This is a genomic window from Methylomarinovum tepidoasis (assembly GCF_030294985.1).
In the GTDB taxonomy this organism is placed as follows: domain Bacteria; phylum Pseudomonadota; class Gammaproteobacteria; order Methylococcales; family Methylothermaceae; genus Methylohalobius; species Methylohalobius tepidoasis.
The window spans coordinates 2,237,123-2,254,776 of sequence record NZ_AP024718.1 but is presented as its reverse complement, the minus strand read 5'-3'; the positions used below and the strand labels follow the sequence as shown (position 1 = coordinate 2,254,776).

Sequence of the window (17,654 nt, the reverse complement as noted above, 5' to 3'; positions counted from 1 at the left end):
CTCTTGCCGCCATTCGCCGCCGATCCCTGGAAATCCGGCCTCTTCCTACTGGCGCTGGTCCTGGCCGCCCTGTTCGCGCTGTACTGGCCAACCTTCGCCTCGATGGTGGCCATCTGGGAGCGTTCGGAGACTTTCACCCACGGATTTCTGATCTTTCCCATCAGTCTGTGGCTGATCTGGCGCCAGCGCGACCGCCTGCGGCAACTGCAGCCCCGGCCCGACTGGCGCGCGCTTCCGGTGTTGGCGCTGCTCGGCCTGGGCTGGCTGACGGCGCGGGTGGTGGACGTGCTGGTAGTGCAGCAGCTGGCTTTCGTCGCCATGCTGATCGTGGCGGTCTGGGCAGTGCTTGGCTGGCGGTTGGCCTGGGAGATGGCTTTTCCGCTGGGTTTCCTGTTCTTCGCCGTGCCCATGGGGGAGTTCCTGATCCCGCCGCTGATGAACTTCACCGCCGATTTCACCGTGGCGATGATCCGCCTGGTGGGCATTCCGGTCTATCGGGAAGGGACCTTCTTCAGCATCCCTTCCGGGGACTGGTCGGTGGTGGAGGGCTGCAGCGGCATCCGCTATCTGATCGCCTCGATCACCCTGGGCTGCCTCTACGCCTATCTCAACTACCGCAGCTTGTGGCGGCGGCTAGCCTTCATCGCCCTGGCGACGGTGTTTCCGGTCATCGCCAATGGCCTGCGGGCGTTCATGATCGTCATGATCGCCCATCTCAGCGACATGAAGCTGGCGCTCGGGGTGGACCATTACATCTACGGCTGGGTGTTCTTCGGCCTGGTGATGTTGCTGATGTTCTGGATCGGCTCGTTCTGGCGGGAAACACCGGAGCAAGGAGATGACAAGCCGGCAGCCGTTCCCAGCGCGGAGGCGGCGGGACGTTTCCGCTGGGGCCCGGCCCTGGGCGTCGCCGTGCTGGCCGCGGGCGTGGCGGCCGTCTGGCCGCTGCGGGCCGCCCGGATCCAGGCGGCGACGCTGGCGCGCACCGCCCCGGTGCAGCTGCAGTTGCCGGTGCGGATCGACGACTGGTCGGTGGTGTCCGAGTCGCTGACCTCCTGGGAGCCCCGTTATCTCTATCCCGACGCCAAGCGCAGCGCGGTCTACAGCGACGGCCGTCACCGGGTCGCCGTCTACGTGCTCTACTACCGCACCCAGGCCCAGGGGCGGGAGCTGGTCAACTCCCAGAACGTCCTCATTCCCCAGAAGCATCCGATATGGAAGATGCCCTGGGAGCATGATACGGCCGATTCGGCCGCCGGCTCGGTGCGCGAGGGGGTGCTGCAGTCCCGTTTCGGTCAGAAGCTGCTGGTGTGGCGCTGGAACTGGGTTTCCGGCCGTTTCACCGTCAACGATCCCCTGGCCAAGGTGCTGGAGGCCCGGGACAAGCTCCTGGGTAGGCCCCACGACGCGGCCGGGGTGGTGATGGCGGTGGAATACGAGGACGATCCGGCCGAGGCCAGGGCGGTGCTGCGGGCGTTCAGCCGCGACGCCCTGCCGGCCATCGAACGCAGCCTGGAGGAGAGTGAGCGCCATGGCGGCTGATCCTCCGCTCATCGTCCATGTCATCCACCGCCTCGGGGTCGGTGGCCTGGAGAACGGCCTGGTCAATCTGATCAACCATCTGCCGGAAGAGAAATTCCGCCACGCCATCGTCTGTCTCACCGAGGCTACCGACTTCCGCTGCCGCATCCGTCGGGACGACGTGGCGATCTACGAAATGCACAAGCGGGAAGGGCAGGACCTGGGCTTGTACCGGCGCCTCTATCATTTGTTCCGCAGGCTGCGTCCCGCCATCGTCCACACCCGCAATCTGGCGACGCTGGAATGCCAGCTGCCGGCGTTTCTGGCCGGAGTGCCGGTGCGGATCCACGGCGAGCACGGCTGGGACGTCTTCGACCCCGAGGGCAACAGCCGCAAGTACCAGTGGCTGCGGCGTGCCTTCCGGCCCCTGGTCCACCACTACGTTCCCCTGTCGCGCCAGCTAGAGGATTACCTGATCACCCGAATCGGGGTTCCCAGGGAAAAGATCACCCGCATCTGCAATGGCGTCGACACGACCGTTTTCCATCCCCCGGCCGATGGGAGGGAACCGATTCCCGGCTGCCCCTTTACCGGCCCGGAACTGCTCCTCATCGGCACCGTGGGGCGGATGCACGGCGTCAAGGACCAGACCACCCTGGCGCGGGCTTTCATCGAACTGCTGGAAAAAAGGCCGGACCTGCGCCGGAACGCACGCCTGGTGATGGTGGGAGACGGCCCCTTGCGGGCGGAATGCGAGAGCCTGCTGGCGCAGGCAGGGGTGGGGGATCTGGCCTGGCTTCCTGGGGAACGCGACGACATCCCGCAGATTCTGCGCGGCCTGGACGTCTTCGTCCTGCCCTCGCGGGCTGAGGGCATCTCCAACACCATCCTCGAGGCTATGGCAACCGGGCTGCCGGTGGTGGCTACGAGGGTGGGGGGGAATCCGGAGCTGGTGGTGGAGGGAGGGACAGGCGCTTTGATTTCCCCCGCCGATCCTATCACCTTGGCACAGACGCTGGTTGTCTACCTGAACGATCCTGATTTACGTGTATGCCATGGCCGTGCCGGAACGGAACGGGTTCATCACGCCTACAGTCTAGAACGAATGCTGACCGATTATCAACGACTTTACGAAAGGCAGAGGCCGTGTTGCAGGTAATTTTGCTGCTGGGCCTGTTATCCTGGACATCGCTGTTGCAGGCAAAGCTGGGGCTGGTTCTGCGGTATGACGATCTGTCTCTGCAGAGCGACACCAGATTGGAAAAACACCTGTTTTCCGGGGTCGCCCAACGGGGTGGTCAGGTACTGGTGGGTATCATCCCATTCTCCGATCAAAAGGGTATTATCGAACGAAGCAAATGGTCGCTGGTGGCAGAGTGGGTGGAAACTGGGCGTATCCTGCCCGCACTGCACGGGTATCGGCACCGCCCCAACAATATTTATCCGGGGCCGGGGAACTCGGAGTTTTCCCATCTTCCCCTGGCGGACCAGGAGGCCATGATCGCTGCCGGCAAGCAGTATCTGCAATCGGTGCTCAAGCATCCAATCCGCTTTTTCATTCCGCCTTATAACAGTTACGATGCCGCCACGCTGGTGGCACTGCAGCGCCAGGAGTTTTCTTTGATCTCGGCGGGACTTGGCGGTCCGAAAGCGCCAATGCTGCAGTTTCTTCCTGGAACGACCTATCCACAGAAACTGTTGCAAGTGGTGGAAGAGGCTGTGCGAAACCACGTTGACAGGGGGCTGATTGTCGTGACCATGCACCCTTACGACTTTCAGGAAAGTGGGGAAAGCCTGCCGCAATTTCGCAGGCGTCACGGTGCCCATACCCTGACCTTGCCGGATTTTTTCCGAATGCTTGATGATGTGCTGCGACAGGTCACCTGGGCGTCTCTTGCAAAAGCGATTTCGGAGAAACGATTGGATGGGAAACGGCTGCATGCCAACGCCCGTTTGCGTAGTTCTGTCTGGGAACGAAGGGGGTTGTTGCCTTTCCCGGCGCTGCGTCCGCAAGTAGGAATTTACTACGACACCGAAGATGCCGAACGTTTGTGGCAGATGCAGGTTGTCGCGCTTGGGGGATTTTATGGCGGTATTTGGGGATTGGGTCTTCTTGTCGGTGGGTGGATGGGCTGGAGGCACCGTTCTCGCTTGCCATATGGTTTCGTGGTGGTGGTTGGGATCATGACCCTGTTGCTGGTTTTCAAGATCGCCAGAGACGGGCCCTATCTTCGTTCTGCGGTCCTTCTGGCCGTCAGTGGTGGCTGGATGATGGCCTATCTGTTCAATCGGTGGTATCGAAAGGAGACGGTTTGATGTGCGGCATCGTCGGCATGATGGATCTGGAGGGCAGGCGCGAGGTGGACCGCGCCCTGCTGCAACGGATGAACGACAGCCAGATCCACCGCGGCCCCGACGGCAGCGGCCTGGAGGTGCGTCCCGGTCTGGGGCTGGGGCATCGGCGCCTGGCGATCATCGATCTGGAGAGCGGGGCCCAGCCCATGGTCAGCGCCGACGGCCGCACGGTGATCACCTACAACGGTGAGGTCTACAATTTTCCGCAATTGCGTCGGGAATTGGAAGGATTGGGTCATCGTTTCCGGACCCGCTGCGACACCGAGGTCATCCTCTACGCCTGGAAAGCCTGGGGACCGGCCTGCGTCGAACGCCTGCGCGGCATGTTCGCCTTCGCCATCTGGGACGAGGATGACCAGCGCCTGTTTCTGGCCCGCGACCGCCTCGGCATCAAGCCGCTCTATTACGCCACCCTGGAGGACGGCTGGTTCGCCTTCGCCTCCGAACTCAAGGCCCTGCAGCTGCATCCGGGGCTGCCGCGCAGGGTCGATCCCCGGGCGCTGGAGGAATACTTCGCCTACGGCTACGTGCCCGATCCCAGGACCATCTACCAGGGGGTGCACAAGCTGGCCCCGGGGGAACGGCTGCTCGTCCGCCGGGGGGAGCCGGTCCGTCCTGAGCGCTACTGGGACGTTCGCTTTTCCACCGCCGCCGGCGTCGACGAGGCCGCCGCTTGCGAGGGTCTGATAGAACGGCTGCGCGAGGCGGTGGACGTGCGTCTGATTGCCGACGTACCCCTGGGGGCGTTCCTCTCCGGCGGGGTGGATTCCAGCGCGGTGGTGGTGATGATGGCGCAGCTCATGGACGAGCCGGTGGATGCCTGTTCCATCTCCTTCGGCGATCCCAAGTTCAACGAGGTGGAATTCGCCTGCGAGGTGGCAGCGCGTTACCACGCCCGCCACCGGGTCCGCGAAGTCGATCCCGACGATTTCTCCTTAATCGACCGCCTGGCCGGCCTTTACGACGAGCCCTACGCCGACAGCTCGGCCCTGCCCACCTACCGGGTCTGCGGGTTGGCGCGGGAGCAGGTCACCGTGGCCCTGTCCGGCGACGGCGGCGACGAGACCTTCGCTGGCTACCGCCGCTACCGCTGGCACGTGTACGAGGAGCGAATGCGGGCGCTGATCCCCGGTGCCATCCGCAGACCCCTGTTCGGTTTCCTGGGGCGGGTCTATCCCAAGCTCGATTGGGCACCGAAGATCCTGCGCGCCAAGACCACCTTCGAATCCCTGGGACGCGATTCCCTGGCGGGGTACTTTCACAGCGTATCGGTGATGGGGGACGGCCTGCGCCGGCAGCTTTACAGCGACCGCTTCAAGTCCGAACTACAGGGCTACCACGCCGTCGAGGTGTTGCACCGCCACGGCGAAAACGCCCCGGATCATCCGCTTTCTTGCGTCCAGTACCTGGATCTCAAGACCTATCTTCCCGGCGACATTCTCACCAAGGTGGACCGGGCCAGCATGGCCCATTCCCTGGAGGTGCGGGTGCCGATTCTCGACCACCCCCTGGTGGAGTGGGCCGCCACCCTGCCGCCGCAGTTCAAGCTCCGCGGCCGGGAGGGAAAGTACGTCTTCAAGAAGGCACTGGAGCCATACCTGCCCGAAAGCGTCCTCTACCGGCCCAAGATGGGCTTCGCCGTACCCCTGGCGGCCTGGTTTAGAGGGCCGCTGCGGGACAAGGTTCGCCAATCCCTGCTGGGGCCGGCGATGCTCGACTCGGGCTGGTTCGATCCCGGCTTTCTCAAAACGATGGTGGAGCAGCACCAGCAGGGACTGCGTGACTACAGCGCGCCGATCTGGTCGCTGTTGATGTTCGAATCCTTCCTGCGGCGGCAATGATGCGGATTCTCCATATCCTGGACCATTCCATTCCCCTCCACAGCGGTTACACCTTCCGTACCCGGGCGATTCTGGAACAGCAGCGGGCCCTGGGATGGGAGACCTGCCACCTGACGTCGCCCAAACATCAGGGAGCGAAGGGGCTGGTCGAGACGGTCGACGGCTTTACGTTTCACCGCACCCCGCCACCGACAGGCTGGACTGCGAGGATGCCGGTGCTCGACCAGCTGGCTGTGGTCCGGGCGCTGGAGCGACGTCTAGAGGCGCTGATTCCCGAGCTGAGGCCGGACATTCTCCACGCCCACTCCCCGGCGCTCAATGGCCTGGCCGCCCTCCGCGCCGCCCGCAGGCACGGTCTGCCGCTGGTCTATGAATGCCGTGCCTTCTGGGAGGACGCTGCCGTGGACCACGGCACCACCACGGAAGGCAGTCTTCGTTACCGCCTGACCCGGGCGCTGGAAACCTATGTGTTCCGCCATGCGGATGCGGTGACCACCATCTGCGAGGGGCTGAAATCGGACATCGTCGCCCGCGGGATTCCCGAAGCCAAGGTGACGGTGATTCCCAACGCCGTCGATCCCGGCCGTTTCACCTTCGGCGCCGAGCCCGATCCCGAGCTGCAGCGTTCCCTGGGGCTGACGGGAAAGTGCGTGCTGGGCTTCATCGGTTCCTTCTATGCCTACGAGGGTTTGAGCCTGGCGATCCAGGCGTTGCCGGATCTGCTGCGGTACGACGAACGCGTGCGTCTGCTGCTGGTCGGCGGCGGGCCGGAGGAGGCGGCGCTGCGGGCACAGGTGGAACAGTGTGGCCTGAACGGCAAGGTCGTCTTCACCGGCCGCGTGCCCCACGACCAGGTGCCGCGCTATTACAACCTGGTGGATATCTTCGTCTATCCCCGCCTGCCGATGCGCCTGACCGAGCTGGTGACGCCCCTCAAACCGCTTGAGGCGATGGCGCGGGGCCGCCTGGTGGTGGCCTCGGACGTCGGCGGCCACCGGGAGCTGATCCAGGACGGAAAGACCGGGTTCCTGTTCCGGGCCGGCCGGGCCGAATCCCTGGTGGAGACGGTCGTCCGGGTGCTGGTACACCAGGACCGCTGGCCGGAAGTGCTGGCCGCCGCCCGGCGTTTCGTCACCGAGCAGCGCACCTGGGAGAGCAGCGTGGCCCGTTACCGTCCCCTCTACGAACGCTTGTATGACCCGGCCCATTAAAGAAATGGCGTTGGTTGGGCCATTGCCGCCACCCTATGGTGGGATGGCCAACCAAACTCAGCAATTGGCGGATCGGCTCCAGGCCAAGGGAATCGATGTGGAGTTAGTGCCAACCAATGTGCCTTATCGTCCCAGATGGGTGGGGAGAATACCCGTATTGCGTGCTTTCTTTCGGTTGGTGCCTTATGTCTGGAGTCTTTGGCAGGTTGCTGGGCGTCGGCGTTTATTCCACGTAATGGGAAATTCCGGTTGGTCCTGGCATCTTTTCGCGGCACCGGCCATCTGGATTGCTTCTCTGCGCGGTTGTACGGTCGTGCTCAATTACCGGGGAGGGGAGGCGGAGAATTTTTTTCGACGTTCTTTTCGCTGGGTGGCGCCGACGCTGAAACGATGTCAGCGTATTGTAGTCCCGTCCGGCTATCTGCAGTCTGTCTTCTCCCATTTCGGCGTTCAGGTGGCGATTATTCCCAATGCCGTTGATACAGACCGCTTTCGTGATGCTGAACCATTAGACGATGGAGAGGGGCCCCATTTTCTGGTCGCGCGTAATCTTGAGCCTATCTATGGTATCCCGATTGCGCTCAAGGCTTTTTCGACGCTTTTGCAGGAATATCCAAAAGCAAGACTCTGGATCGCGGGCAGCGGGCCCGAAAGGCCGGTTTTGGAGGAATTGGCCCAGAGACTGGGTGTTGATGAGCGGGTAACCTTCACGGGGCGGCTGACACCGGAAGAGATCGCTGTTCTGTATCGGCGTGCCCATGTGCTATTGAATCCCAGTCGGGTGGATAATGCGCCGAATGCGTTACTGGAGGCAATGGCAGCAGGTGTGCCGATCGTAACCACCGATGCCGGTGGTGTACCGTACCTGGTGAAACATGGGGAAACAGCGTTGTTGGTTCCCGTAGACGATCATCGAGCGATGGCGGCGGCGGTACGGCGTTTATTGAAGGACGATGATCTTCGCAGACGTCTGATCACTGCCGGGCGGAAGAAAATTGAGAAGGACCATACCTGGAAGGCAGTGATCGGGCAGTGGATAACCTGTTACACGGAGGCATTCTGAGGCCACCGCTTCATCCGGTGAGCCCAGCTGACTTCCTCTCAGGATACGGGTATCTCCAGCCTTTTGGCGTCTAGCCAGGCTTCGAGCATGATCAGCAGCCAGATCATGACACCGTAATAAGCGGCGTGGCCTTCCCGGTGGGCTTTTTGCACAGCGCGGATGTAATCGGGATTCAGAAAGCCGCGCCGGGCGATCCGCTCCAGATGATCGCGGGCCAGTTCGTTGAGGCGGGGATCGGTTTGAAGCCAGATTCCGAACGGCAGGCCGAAGCCGTGCTTATGCTTGGCAAGGGTTTCCGGTGCCAGAAAATCACGCAGGGCCCGGCGGAAGAACCAGCGTAGTTGCAGGCCTTTCAGCAGGAGATCGGAAGGAATGCGGGCGGCGAATTCCACCACTTCGCGTTGCAGCAGAGGATAACGAACCTCGATGCCCGCCAATTCGGCGGTGCGGTTGACCTTGCGCAGATCGTTGTCCGCCAGGGTGAACTTGGCATCGAGAAAGAGCATTTTTTTCAATAGAGCGACATCGTCACCGCAACGCTTCCAGGTTTGCTGCTGCAGTTCCAGAGGCAGTTCCGTCCGGATCTGCTGCAGGAAGCCGGACGCGAAGATGTCCCGGAGCGGGCTGCGGTGGAGGAAGTTGTAGGTTTGCAGGCGTTGGGGCAGGGGAATCCGGGCCTGCTTAATGTAGCTTTGCAGTTTCTCCAGCCCTGGCAGCGAGGCGATTCGCTCAAGCAGGGGTTTGGCATATGCCGGCACCAACCGGTAGGCGTCGAACAGTTTTTGCTTGGCATAGCGTTCGTTGCCGGCGAAGATTTCATCGCCGCCGTCCCCCGCCAGCAGGCAGGCCATGCCGGTCAGCCGGGCCTGACGGGCGCAGTAGTAGACTGGGATGGCCGAGGCGTTGCCGAACGGTTCGTCGTAACTGGCCGCTATCATGGGAATGGCGTCGAACACATCGTCCGGGGTGACGTAGTATTCGTGCAGGTTAAGGTCGAAATGGCGGGCGCAGGCGCGGGCGTAGGGCATTTCATCGTAGCCTTCGGCATCGAAGCCGATGGCGAAGGCATCGATCGGTCGGCCGGCCTGTTCCCGGTACAGCCCGGAGACAGTGCTGCTGTCCAGTCCGCCGCTCAGAAACGTGCCCGTGGGCCGATCGTCGAGACAGGACGCCAGTGCGTGAGACAGCAGCGGCTTGAGGCGGGGAGCCAGGTCGGCATACCCTCCCTGTTCCCCATAAGGGGGGTGGAAATGGAAATGTCGCCGCATCTGACCGGCAATGAACTCGACGCATTCCCCCGGTTGCAGTTTGTGCACGCCGCGATAGATGGTCTGGGGACTGGGGACCATGTGGAAATACAGGTAGTCGAACAGGCTTTGCGGATCGATTTTTGCCTGAAAACCGGGGAAGGCGGTCAGACTGTCCAGGTGGCTGGCGAAGATCAGGCCGCCATTGACCAGCGTATAGGCCAGGGGGCGTTGGCCGGCATGATCGACAGCCAGCAGGGCATAGTTTTCCGCTGGCTTGAGCAGCACGCAGGCGAAAGCCCCCGAGACCTGTTCGAAGACCTTGTGCCCATGTTGCCGGAATCCCCGTACCAGCGCAGCGGCATGGCCCTCACGGGTGCCGAGCTCGGCGAGTTCCCGGTCTTTCCAGTGCAGATGGCCGTCCACCACAGCCAGGTGATGTGCGTCCTGAAACCGGTGCGCTGGCGTGGTGATGGTGCGGGTGGCGACGGCGGCATTCTTCCGCAGGTGAACGGCGGGACTGTTTTGGCTGCCGGCCCGGGGGGCCAGGATCATGCTTTCCAGGGTTTCCCGGGAGGCGGTATCGGTGGACGGGTTCAGCCAGCCGCAGATCAGACTCATGAGTGTGACGCTCCAAAATGTTGAAAGAGGAAAAAGAAATGTTCGATGTCCAGGATTTGGCGGAAAAAGTGCATAAAACTCTGCATCATTACCTAGAATCCGTCAGACGATCCATTAGGGCCGGGCGTTTCGATCTTCGGCCACGCCTGATCGAACGGCCGGTTTTCATCGTCGGCTGCAGTCGGGCCGGAACGACCCTGGTGTACAAGACCTTTTCCGAGTCGAGCCGGCTGGCTTCGCTCCAGCGTGAAACCCACGATTTCTGGGCCCGTCTGCATCCCCCAGCGGAACGCAACTGGGACAGCCATGTCATTCCACCGCAATATGCCAATGACCGCGATCGCCAGGCGCTGGCCCGCCTGTTCTTCATCCGCTGTGGCCGCTGTGACCGGATCGTGGACAAGAACAATCAAAACGGGCTATCGATCCCATATCTGCTCGCTTTGTTTCCCCAGGCCCATTTTGTTTTCGTCAAGCGCAATCCCGGTGACAACATCCAGTCTCTGATTCGGGGTTGGGGTAAAGCGGAAGAATTTGGTGACTGGGCTGCAGCCCTCCCCGTGGAAGTGGCCGTGGACGGAGGACGTTATCGGCGCTGGTGCTTCTTTCTGCCTCCCGGGTGGCGGGACTATACCCACAGTTCCATCGAAGAAGTTTGCGCCTTCCAGTATGCCGCCATGAACGAGGCGATTGTGGACGCCCGCCGTTTGGTGCCGAAAGCACAGTGGCACGAAATCGCCTATGAATCCATTTTGGAAGATCCGTCCGCCACTTTCCAGTCGCTTTTCGAAGCCTGTGGTTTGCCGTTTGATGCCCGTTTGCAACGTCACTGCCAGCAAGTGCTTCAACGACCTTACAACGCCTTTTCCCGCATCGGCACGGACAAATGGCGCCAAAGTGAAGACCGGCAGCGTATCGAACGGGTTCTCCCCGGTTTGGAGACCGTCGCCACCCGCTTGGGCTATCAGCTGGGTTGAAGGCCATCGGGTTTGTCCTGCCGGGTACGGACGAAACTGCGGATGCGGGGGGCATGGCGGGATTTGTCTGGCGTGGCCGCCTGTTTTTGGGCTAATTCTTCCAAGGCAAACTTTTTGACCAGTACCGAGATGAAAATCAGGTGGTACAGTAGATCCCAGTAGGACAATCCCAGAAATGCCGTCCCCACCATGTAAGCGATCAGGGAAGCTCGTAACATATAGCAATAGTTGGCGACCCATTCCATCCCCGGGACGCTTTTGACCTTTTTGGGCAGGCGGGTCAGGCTGATCAGCGTGCCGAGAATGAGAGACATCCACAGCCCGAAGGCGATGAAGCCGTGCTCCGAGAACATTTCCACGTAGGAGCTGTGCCAGTCACGCCAGGTCACAATGCGCCAGCCTTCGAACCCAGCGCCGGTGAAAGGATGCTCCAAAGTATGATGCCAGCCATCCCGCCAGGTGATGATGCGGCTCATGGCGGAAGCGTCCTCTTCGTAGGTTTTGATCGTTTCCATGCGGGCAAACCACTCGTCCGGTAGGAAGTGGGCGCCGACGATAGCAGCGACGATCACTATGGGAACCACCAGGAATTTCTTCTTGCTATGCCAAATGACGAGTAATGCCAGTACCCCCATTGTCAAAAAAGCTCCCCGAGACCAAGAGGAAACGACGCTGGCGAACATAAGCGGGATAGCAGCGATGATGCCTCGTTTGATCCAAGGGTTATCAGTCTCCCGGTACCAAAGAATCAAGAGGGGGATCGCCATGAGGATGGCGATGGCTAGTTCGTTATTACCCTCAAACTGTGTGCCTGGTGGTCCCCAGACTCGATATGAAAATCCGGTTGCTATGGCGAACAGGCCGCCTTTTGCTGCAATGAATCCGATGGAGACGCCAATAGCTGCAATGAGTGCCAACAACTTTTCTCTAGTATTTATCAGAACCAGGGTAAAAAAAAATGGCAAATATATTTTTGTTACGAACCAGAGTTTTTGCCATGCCAGATCCGGGAGGTAAGCCTGAGTTGTTGTAAATATAAAGTAAAGCCATAGCAGGATAAAGACAGGGATGCGCCAATCCTTCGGTATGGGTTGGCGGTCTTTTGTTATCAATGTGGAAAAAACGACAGTAAAAAACAAGGTCTGATAAGCTGGAAAACTACGTACAAATCCCCAGGCGTAGGCATGGGGGTTCATATAGCTGAAAATCGCCAGTGCGAGCACACCGTACCAAGCCCGGTAAAGTGCAGCGCCAATACAGGCAAGTAGAAATATCAGTACCGCGATATCACGCATAGGATGCTTGTTGTTGCTCGTTTGTGACGAAAAAGCGAGAAGACATGAAAGGATCTTCCGCTATCCAGGCATCCAACAAAGATTTGAGCTGGTCGAAGATTTCAGGATATCGATCAGCAAGATCTTCTTGACAATCAGGATCATTTCCAAGATGAAACAGTCGGTAAGTCGGGCCGGAGAGCAGGGCGATCCGAATCAATTTCCAATCCCCTATGCGGACGGCCCGATCCTTGGCCTGGATGATTTGTAGATGGTATTTTTTATTTACAGTCAACATGCCGCTGTTTTTATCCGGGATGTCGAGGATTTCCACCAGCTTGGGATAAGCTAGATGGTCATCTGGCAGCCCTGGTACTTTACCCAGCCACAAGCCGGTTTCCTGAAAGGCGGGTAAATCCTGAGGTGGTTTCTCTCCAAGAATGAAAGGGAGTAGACTCTGCCCCTGCATTGTGGCTGGAATGTCCAGGTTCAGAAGGTCCAGGAGGGTTGGAGCAATGTCAATGCTGCGTGTGGAATTCCGCAAGCGAATGCCTTGTGGAAGTTTCGTATTCGGGGAACTGTGGATAATTACCGGAATACGGCTGCTGGGATCGTTGCCGAGTACTGTATTTCCCTGCCCCCAGCAACCAGTTTCAAAGAAATCGGCCCCATGATCGCTAAAGACGATGACGATCGTATTATCGGCCAGGCCGGTTTTCTGCAGATGATCCATCAACTTGCCTACTTCATCATCGAACTGGATCACGCAGCCATCATATAAATTGGTGACTTGAGGAAGATCGAAAGCCTCGGGGCCAAATTCCTGCTTCTTCACAATTTCCTCGGCGGAGGCCAGTTTGGTCATCACGAAACGGGACTCCCCCTGGTAATCGAAAGGAGTGAACAGGTCGTAATAGGGATAGTCGGAGCCGAAGGGAACGTGGGTGGTGGCGGTGAACAACTGCAGGAAGAAAGGCCGGTTGCCATGAGCCAGTTCGGTCAATTTCTCTTTGGCTCGGGAAAAGGTTTGCCGGGTGAGGGGGACGCCAGCCAGATAATAGATTTCCGGTAAAAACCGTTTTCCGAAACGGTTGTGACAGAACAGGCTGAGAAACAAGCGCAACAAGGGAGGCCCCTGGCGGATCAGATATTTCAGGTTCCATTGGTCGGGAGGGGTTTCCACCTGATGGAAACCGAAGTGCAGCTTGCCCAGATCAGCCCCGGCCCAGTCCGTGATTGCCAGAGTTTCGTATCCCGCCTGGCTGAGGCATTCCACCAGACTGGGAACCGGTAGGTCGAGATTTTCGGCCGAAGGGAAATTGGTGCGAATTCCGTGACGATGGGGCCAAGTTCCCGTCAATAGGGAAACCAGGCTGGGGGCAGTACGGGCCAGGGGGGTGTAACAGTTGGTCAGCAGAATTCCCTCTTCCGCCAGTCGGTCAAGGTTGGGAGTAAGGTTTCTCACATAATCCCAGGCTCCGAGTCTGTCAGCCCTCAGGGTATCACTGCCAATCAGAATGATATTGGGGGGTTGGTTTGGTCTTGGGGTAGCAATGGTAGTCTGATCCAGCGTTTTTTTTCGCCACTGGGAGGCTGCCACTAAGAAGAGGATGGCCGGCAGAACCAGTCCCTGGCGCCAGGGACCGGCGTTCCAATAGGCCTGCCACAAGCTGACGGCCCAGAACAGAACAATTACCGATCCCAGAAGCATGAGGATTTGCCGACCATGAGTTTGGAGGAATTTCCACCAGGGATCGAAGCGGGAAAAACGAAACTGCAGGGAGGTGGTCACCAAAGGGGGGCACTGTACCAAGTAATAGCTGAAAAGTCCTCCCGTCACCAGACCAATACCAGCGGTTTCCACTAGTATCAGAGCCGTTGCGGTGGAGGGTAAATCCCAGACCGCCGCCCAATAGGCATAGACGAGAGCGGACAATATGGCTAGCACCCAGGAAATGATGAAGGTCCAGGCACACAGGCGCAAGAGCGCCCGGGTGGAAAAGCCTAAAAAGTGTGTGTAGATTTCACGCTTCAGCCGAGGCCCGGTGTGGTTGTAGTAACGTAGGGAGAGACCTGACAGCACAAGTGTGAAAGCCGCGGCCACTGCCAAAGACGATTTCAAAATGATCATGCCTCCGGCGCCCTGTTCAACGCGGTGATCATGCCCGTCATTTCCCCCAGGGTACCGGCGATCCGCATCAGGTGAAAACGGAATTTCATGAAATCAAAGCTGACCGTCAGTTGCACCAAGTGGTGGAGTAATTTCCGTAGCAGATAAGGAGGAATAGAGCGTGAGTGGGGATGCCGGGCCAGTGTGATGGAGAAGCTGCGCTGAAAACTTTTTTTCAGTAAATAGGGAAGTTTCAGGCGTTGGGTATCGATATGGTGGTACTGTACGATCGAAGGAACATACTGTAATGTTTCTCCCTGGTGAAGGGCTCTGAGAACCAGATCACTGTCTTCCCCGCCGCGCAGATTGTGGCCTTCAGGCCCCAGATGGGTGGAAAACTCGCCAACCCGCCGAAATACATCCCGGTGGACGATTAAGTTGCCACCGCCGGGAATGCGGTCGTCTTTCGTGACTGAAAAAGGGGTCTCGCCCAGCTCGAAGCAGGGAATCGGCAACGGATAGACGCGATAGGGGCCGGTATCGTGAACCCAGGTTGGTTCATCGCCGCGCCAGTCCGGTAGGATGCGGCCGCAGAACATCGTCGCCTCTGGCCAAGCATGGATGGCGTCGACGATGGCTGTCAGATAATCATGATCGATGCGATGGTCGTCGTCCACAAACGCTAGCCAACCATGATCAATTTTACGTATCGCCAGGTTCAATGCCAGGGATTTTCCTGGACGTGGTTCTTCGTAATAGCGCAGTGATGGAAAATCTGCCACATTTTGCCATGTTTTCAACAGTTCGATGGTTCGGTCCTTGCAAGCGTTGGCAATGACCAGGACATTGAGATCACAATGTGGGGGGCGGTAAGCCTCCCGGATTGAGACCAAGGTGTGTTGAAGCAGATTGGCCCGATTATGGGTACAGATGACGATTGTCAACGGTGTGTTGTCCATCGTCTCAGCGGGTGGCACCACGCAGGCGATAGTATTGATGGGCCAAGCGGTTGTGCAGGTGCCAGAAGGCCCTGACAGGCAAGGGAAGAGGAGTGGCATCCGTCGTCAGGGGATAGCCGCAATCTTGTAGGGTGGGACCTACCGCGCGTTCAAACAGAAGAATTTGACGTGGCGTCATGCGTGAGCGCCATTTCTGTCGATTATCACGTTGCAGGGGTTTCTGCAATAACGGGGTTTTCCCCGCTTCACCGGATTTCTTGAAATTTATTAGGGAATCATGAAACTGGACGTTCAGAAAAGCACACAGGTCACGCATGGTTGCCTCTGGCCTTTCCAACAAGTCTTCATATCGAATTTCATGATAGATTTTGATGCCGAGTCCTTTTCCCGTTTGACGACCTATTTCCACATATATTTCCCAGTATTTGGCGGCAAAAAAGGTGTTGTAGACGCCAAAATCATGGCGTCTTTGAAACATGGACAGCGCGCAGTCTCTACCGTCGCGGATCAGGTGGATGAAACGGCAGCCGGGGAAATGTTGCCGCAGCAGTGGCATGTGAAGCACATAATAGGGCGTTTTATCACCCCAGATCGAGGCGCCCTCGCCAGCAGCATTTTTTTCGAACAACCCGGAAATGATCGCCGGCATGGTGTGCCTGCCTTCCTGATGAAACGTTTCGGCGAGTTTGTCGATCTCGAATTTTAGGCCATGCAGATCAGTTTCCAGAAAATTCGCGCTCTGTTGGTACATCCGGGCCAGTACTCGGCGGATGTTTTCGAGCTGACTGAGATCCCCGTATTCATGCGCATGTTTCAGTAGGGGCACGATGAAATGGGATTCTCCGGTAGGCAGAGAAATGTCCGGATGGGAACGTAACATGTATTGCAACAGCGTGGTTCCTGAACGGGGGGCACCGACGATGAAAATGGGTGGCTGCATGGTCATTTTGTTTTGGGGTCTTTGTTAAGACGCTGAAGCTGGTGGACGAGCGATTTGGTATGAGTTTTACGGATGCCGTATCGGAGGACCTTGGCAGCTTTGTCGATTTGCCCCATTTCCTGATAAAGCTTGGCCAGTTTGGCATAAGCCTGGGGGAATTTTGGACGCAAACGGATGGCTTTCAGATATTCTCTCAGCGCTTCCGGTCTGCGGCCTAGTTGTAAGAATGCATCCCCTTTGTAAAGCGCCACATAAGGAAGCAGGACGCCATGCGGATTTTTGGTATGCGTTTCCACATAGCCGAATTCATTCAAGGCGCCCTTCAACGCCTGACGTTTTTTCTGTTTGTTGCCGACCGCGCGCCGGGCCCGGATCAGGTATTTCAGACCGTGGCAGAAATGGTGGGCATGTTCTCCAGGAGCACTGCCTTTCATAGCCAGATGCCTGGCATTCGGCTGGAAATTTCCCGGTGAAAGGTAGCGGCAGAACTTTGGCATCAGAGCCAGTTCAGAAGCGCTGATGGCGTATTCACCCCATGCGGTCGCAGAGAAAAGTACCAGGGTGACGATGAAAAGCGGGTGTCGGAGCGGTCGCATTATGAGTGCCTGTTCCAATGATATCCTTCGATCATGCCAAGGAAATAGACCACATTCATAAGTTGGCGGAAGGCGGTATCAGGCCCCTTCATCATGACCTGACATAGGTATTTCCCCACTGCTTTCAATTGTAGCCAGAACAGGAATCTCGGTACACCAAGAATCCGGTGGGGGTGAATTTGGTTGTCCTGCTTGGCCTTGAGAATCCCGGCATTGTGATGCAGAGTCAGGAAAAAGCGCCGCCGGAGCTGGTGGGGCAGCACCTTGTGGCGGACTAGCGCCCTGGGCTGGTACCAGATGACGCCGCCGTTTTCCGCCAGGCGGTGGAAGAAGTCGGTTTCCTCGCCCTTGAACAGTTCCTCCTTGCGGGTTCCAGCCCCCTTGCGCCCCATGCCGGTGTCGAACAGGCCGATCCTGTCAAACACCCGCCGGTGAATGGCCATGTTGCCGCCAAAGGGAAATTCGCGGAAACCGTCGAGCCGGTAGGGGTGGTCGCCGAAATCCTGATAACCCAGAAAACCGTACATGTCCGGCCGGATCCACTTGGGCAACTGTTCCAGGGGAATTTCCAGGTGAATCCGTCCACCCACCGCGTCACAGTTGTGTTCCTCGAAAGTTTCATGGATGGCCTGGAGCCAGCCCGGAGTGACCCGGATATCATCGTCGATGAAGACCAGCCGGTGTCCCCGCGCCTCGGCAATGCCATGGTTGCGGGCATGGGACAGTCCCTGCTCCCCGCAGAAGGTATAGCGCAGATTCAATGGCGTGTTGCGGGCGAAATCACGGACGTAATCCCGGGTGGCGTCGGTGGAGTTGTTATCCACCAGTAGCACCTCCCAGCCCAGCCCGCCGTCAAGCTGTTGTGCTTCCAGATGCCGGAAGCACTCGGCGAGATTGTGACAGCGGTTGTAGGTACAGATGATGACGGAAAGATCCATG

The 17,654-nt window shown here is 58.7% G+C and carries 14 protein-coding genes; 7 read left to right on the top strand and 7 right to left on the bottom strand.

The window, feature by feature from the left end; all coding sequences use genetic code 11:
* Positions 1-3 precede the first annotated feature (3 nt).
* From xrtA to MIN45_RS11325, 6 genes are read left to right on the top strand one after another with little or no spacing between them, the layout of a single operon-like run.
* The gene (xrtA, locus tag MIN45_RS11350; protein WP_286292361.1) at positions 4-1,542 is read left to right on the top strand and encodes an exosortase A; all 1,539 of its coding nucleotides are present in this window, start codon (positions 4-6) and stop codon (positions 1,540-1,542) included.
* The gene (locus MIN45_RS11345) at positions 1,532-2,680 is read left to right on the top strand and encodes a TIGR03088 family PEP-CTERM/XrtA system glycosyltransferase (RefSeq protein WP_286292360.1); all 1,149 of its coding nucleotides are present in this window, start codon (positions 1,532-1,534) and stop codon (positions 2,678-2,680) included. The genes xrtA and MIN45_RS11345 overlap by 11 nt, the downstream gene beginning before the upstream one ends.
* Positions 2,668-3,837 (top strand): DUF2334 domain-containing protein, encoded by a 1,170-nt coding sequence (locus MIN45_RS11340; RefSeq protein ID WP_286292359.1) that lies wholly within the window; start codon positions 2,668-2,670, stop codon positions 3,835-3,837. The genes MIN45_RS11345 and MIN45_RS11340 overlap by 13 nt, the downstream gene beginning before the upstream one ends.
* Entirely contained in the window at positions 3,837-5,717 is a 1,881-nt protein-coding gene (locus MIN45_RS11335; protein WP_286292358.1) for an XrtA/PEP-CTERM system amidotransferase, read from the top strand. Before MIN45_RS11340 ends, MIN45_RS11335 begins: the two co-directional genes overlap by 1 nt.
* Positions 5,714-6,928, top strand: coding sequence for a TIGR04063 family PEP-CTERM/XrtA system glycosyltransferase (locus MIN45_RS11330; protein ID WP_286292357.1), 1,215 nt, complete (start codon positions 5,714-5,716; stop codon positions 6,926-6,928). Before MIN45_RS11335 ends, MIN45_RS11330 begins: the two co-directional genes overlap by 4 nt.
* Positions 6,912-7,991 (top strand): glycosyltransferase family 4 protein, encoded by a 1,080-nt coding sequence (locus MIN45_RS11325; protein ID WP_286292356.1) that lies wholly within the window; start codon positions 6,912-6,914, stop codon positions 7,989-7,991. The genes MIN45_RS11330 and MIN45_RS11325 overlap by 17 nt, the downstream gene beginning before the upstream one ends.
* A 38-nt stretch (positions 7,992-8,029) precedes the next feature.
* Here MIN45_RS11325 and MIN45_RS11320 read toward each other — a convergent pair whose 3' ends face one another.
* On the bottom strand, positions 8,030-9,859 hold the full coding sequence (locus tag MIN45_RS11320; protein WP_286292355.1) for an asparagine synthetase B family protein: 1,830 nt from the start codon (positions 9,857-9,859) through the stop codon (positions 8,030-8,032).
* A 38-nt stretch (positions 9,860-9,897) separates the two neighbouring features.
* Between MIN45_RS11320 and MIN45_RS11315 the strand changes: the two genes are divergently transcribed.
* Positions 9,898-10,836, top strand: coding sequence for a sulfotransferase family protein (locus tag MIN45_RS11315; RefSeq protein WP_286292354.1), 939 nt, complete (start codon positions 9,898-9,900; stop codon positions 10,834-10,836).
* Here MIN45_RS11315 and MIN45_RS11310 read toward each other — a convergent pair.
* From MIN45_RS11310 to MIN45_RS11285, 6 genes are read right to left on the bottom strand one after another with little or no spacing between them, the layout of a single operon-like run.
* Positions 10,824-12,131, bottom strand: a complete 1,308-nt coding sequence (locus tag MIN45_RS11310; RefSeq protein ID WP_286292353.1) for a putative O-glycosylation ligase, exosortase A system-associated — start codon at positions 12,129-12,131, stop codon at positions 10,824-10,826. The two genes, MIN45_RS11315 and MIN45_RS11310, sit on opposite strands and share 13 nt — an antisense overlap.
* Complete coding sequence (locus MIN45_RS11305) at positions 12,124-14,241, bottom strand: sulfatase family protein (protein ID WP_286292352.1); 2,118 nt, start codon at positions 14,239-14,241, stop codon at positions 12,124-12,126. Before MIN45_RS11305 ends, MIN45_RS11310 begins: the two co-directional genes overlap by 8 nt.
* Positions 14,238-15,164: a glycosyltransferase family 2 protein gene (locus tag MIN45_RS11300; RefSeq protein ID WP_286292351.1), complete on the bottom strand. Its 927-nt coding sequence runs from the start codon at positions 15,162-15,164 to the stop codon at positions 14,238-14,240. Before MIN45_RS11300 ends, MIN45_RS11305 begins: the two co-directional genes overlap by 4 nt.
* A gap of 19 nt (positions 15,165-15,183) precedes the next feature.
* Positions 15,184-16,119, bottom strand: a complete 936-nt coding sequence (locus MIN45_RS11295; RefSeq protein ID WP_286292350.1) for a sulfotransferase family protein — start codon at positions 16,117-16,119, stop codon at positions 15,184-15,186.
* 2 nt (positions 16,120-16,121) lie between these two features.
* Positions 16,122-16,733, bottom strand: coding sequence for a tetratricopeptide repeat protein (locus MIN45_RS11290; RefSeq protein ID WP_286292349.1), 612 nt, complete (start codon positions 16,731-16,733; stop codon positions 16,122-16,124).
* Entirely contained in the window at positions 16,715-17,653 is a 939-nt protein-coding gene (locus MIN45_RS11285; RefSeq protein ID WP_286292348.1) for a glycosyltransferase family 2 protein, read from the bottom strand. Before MIN45_RS11285 ends, MIN45_RS11290 begins: the two co-directional genes overlap by 19 nt.
* Position 17,654 lies beyond the last annotated feature (1 nt).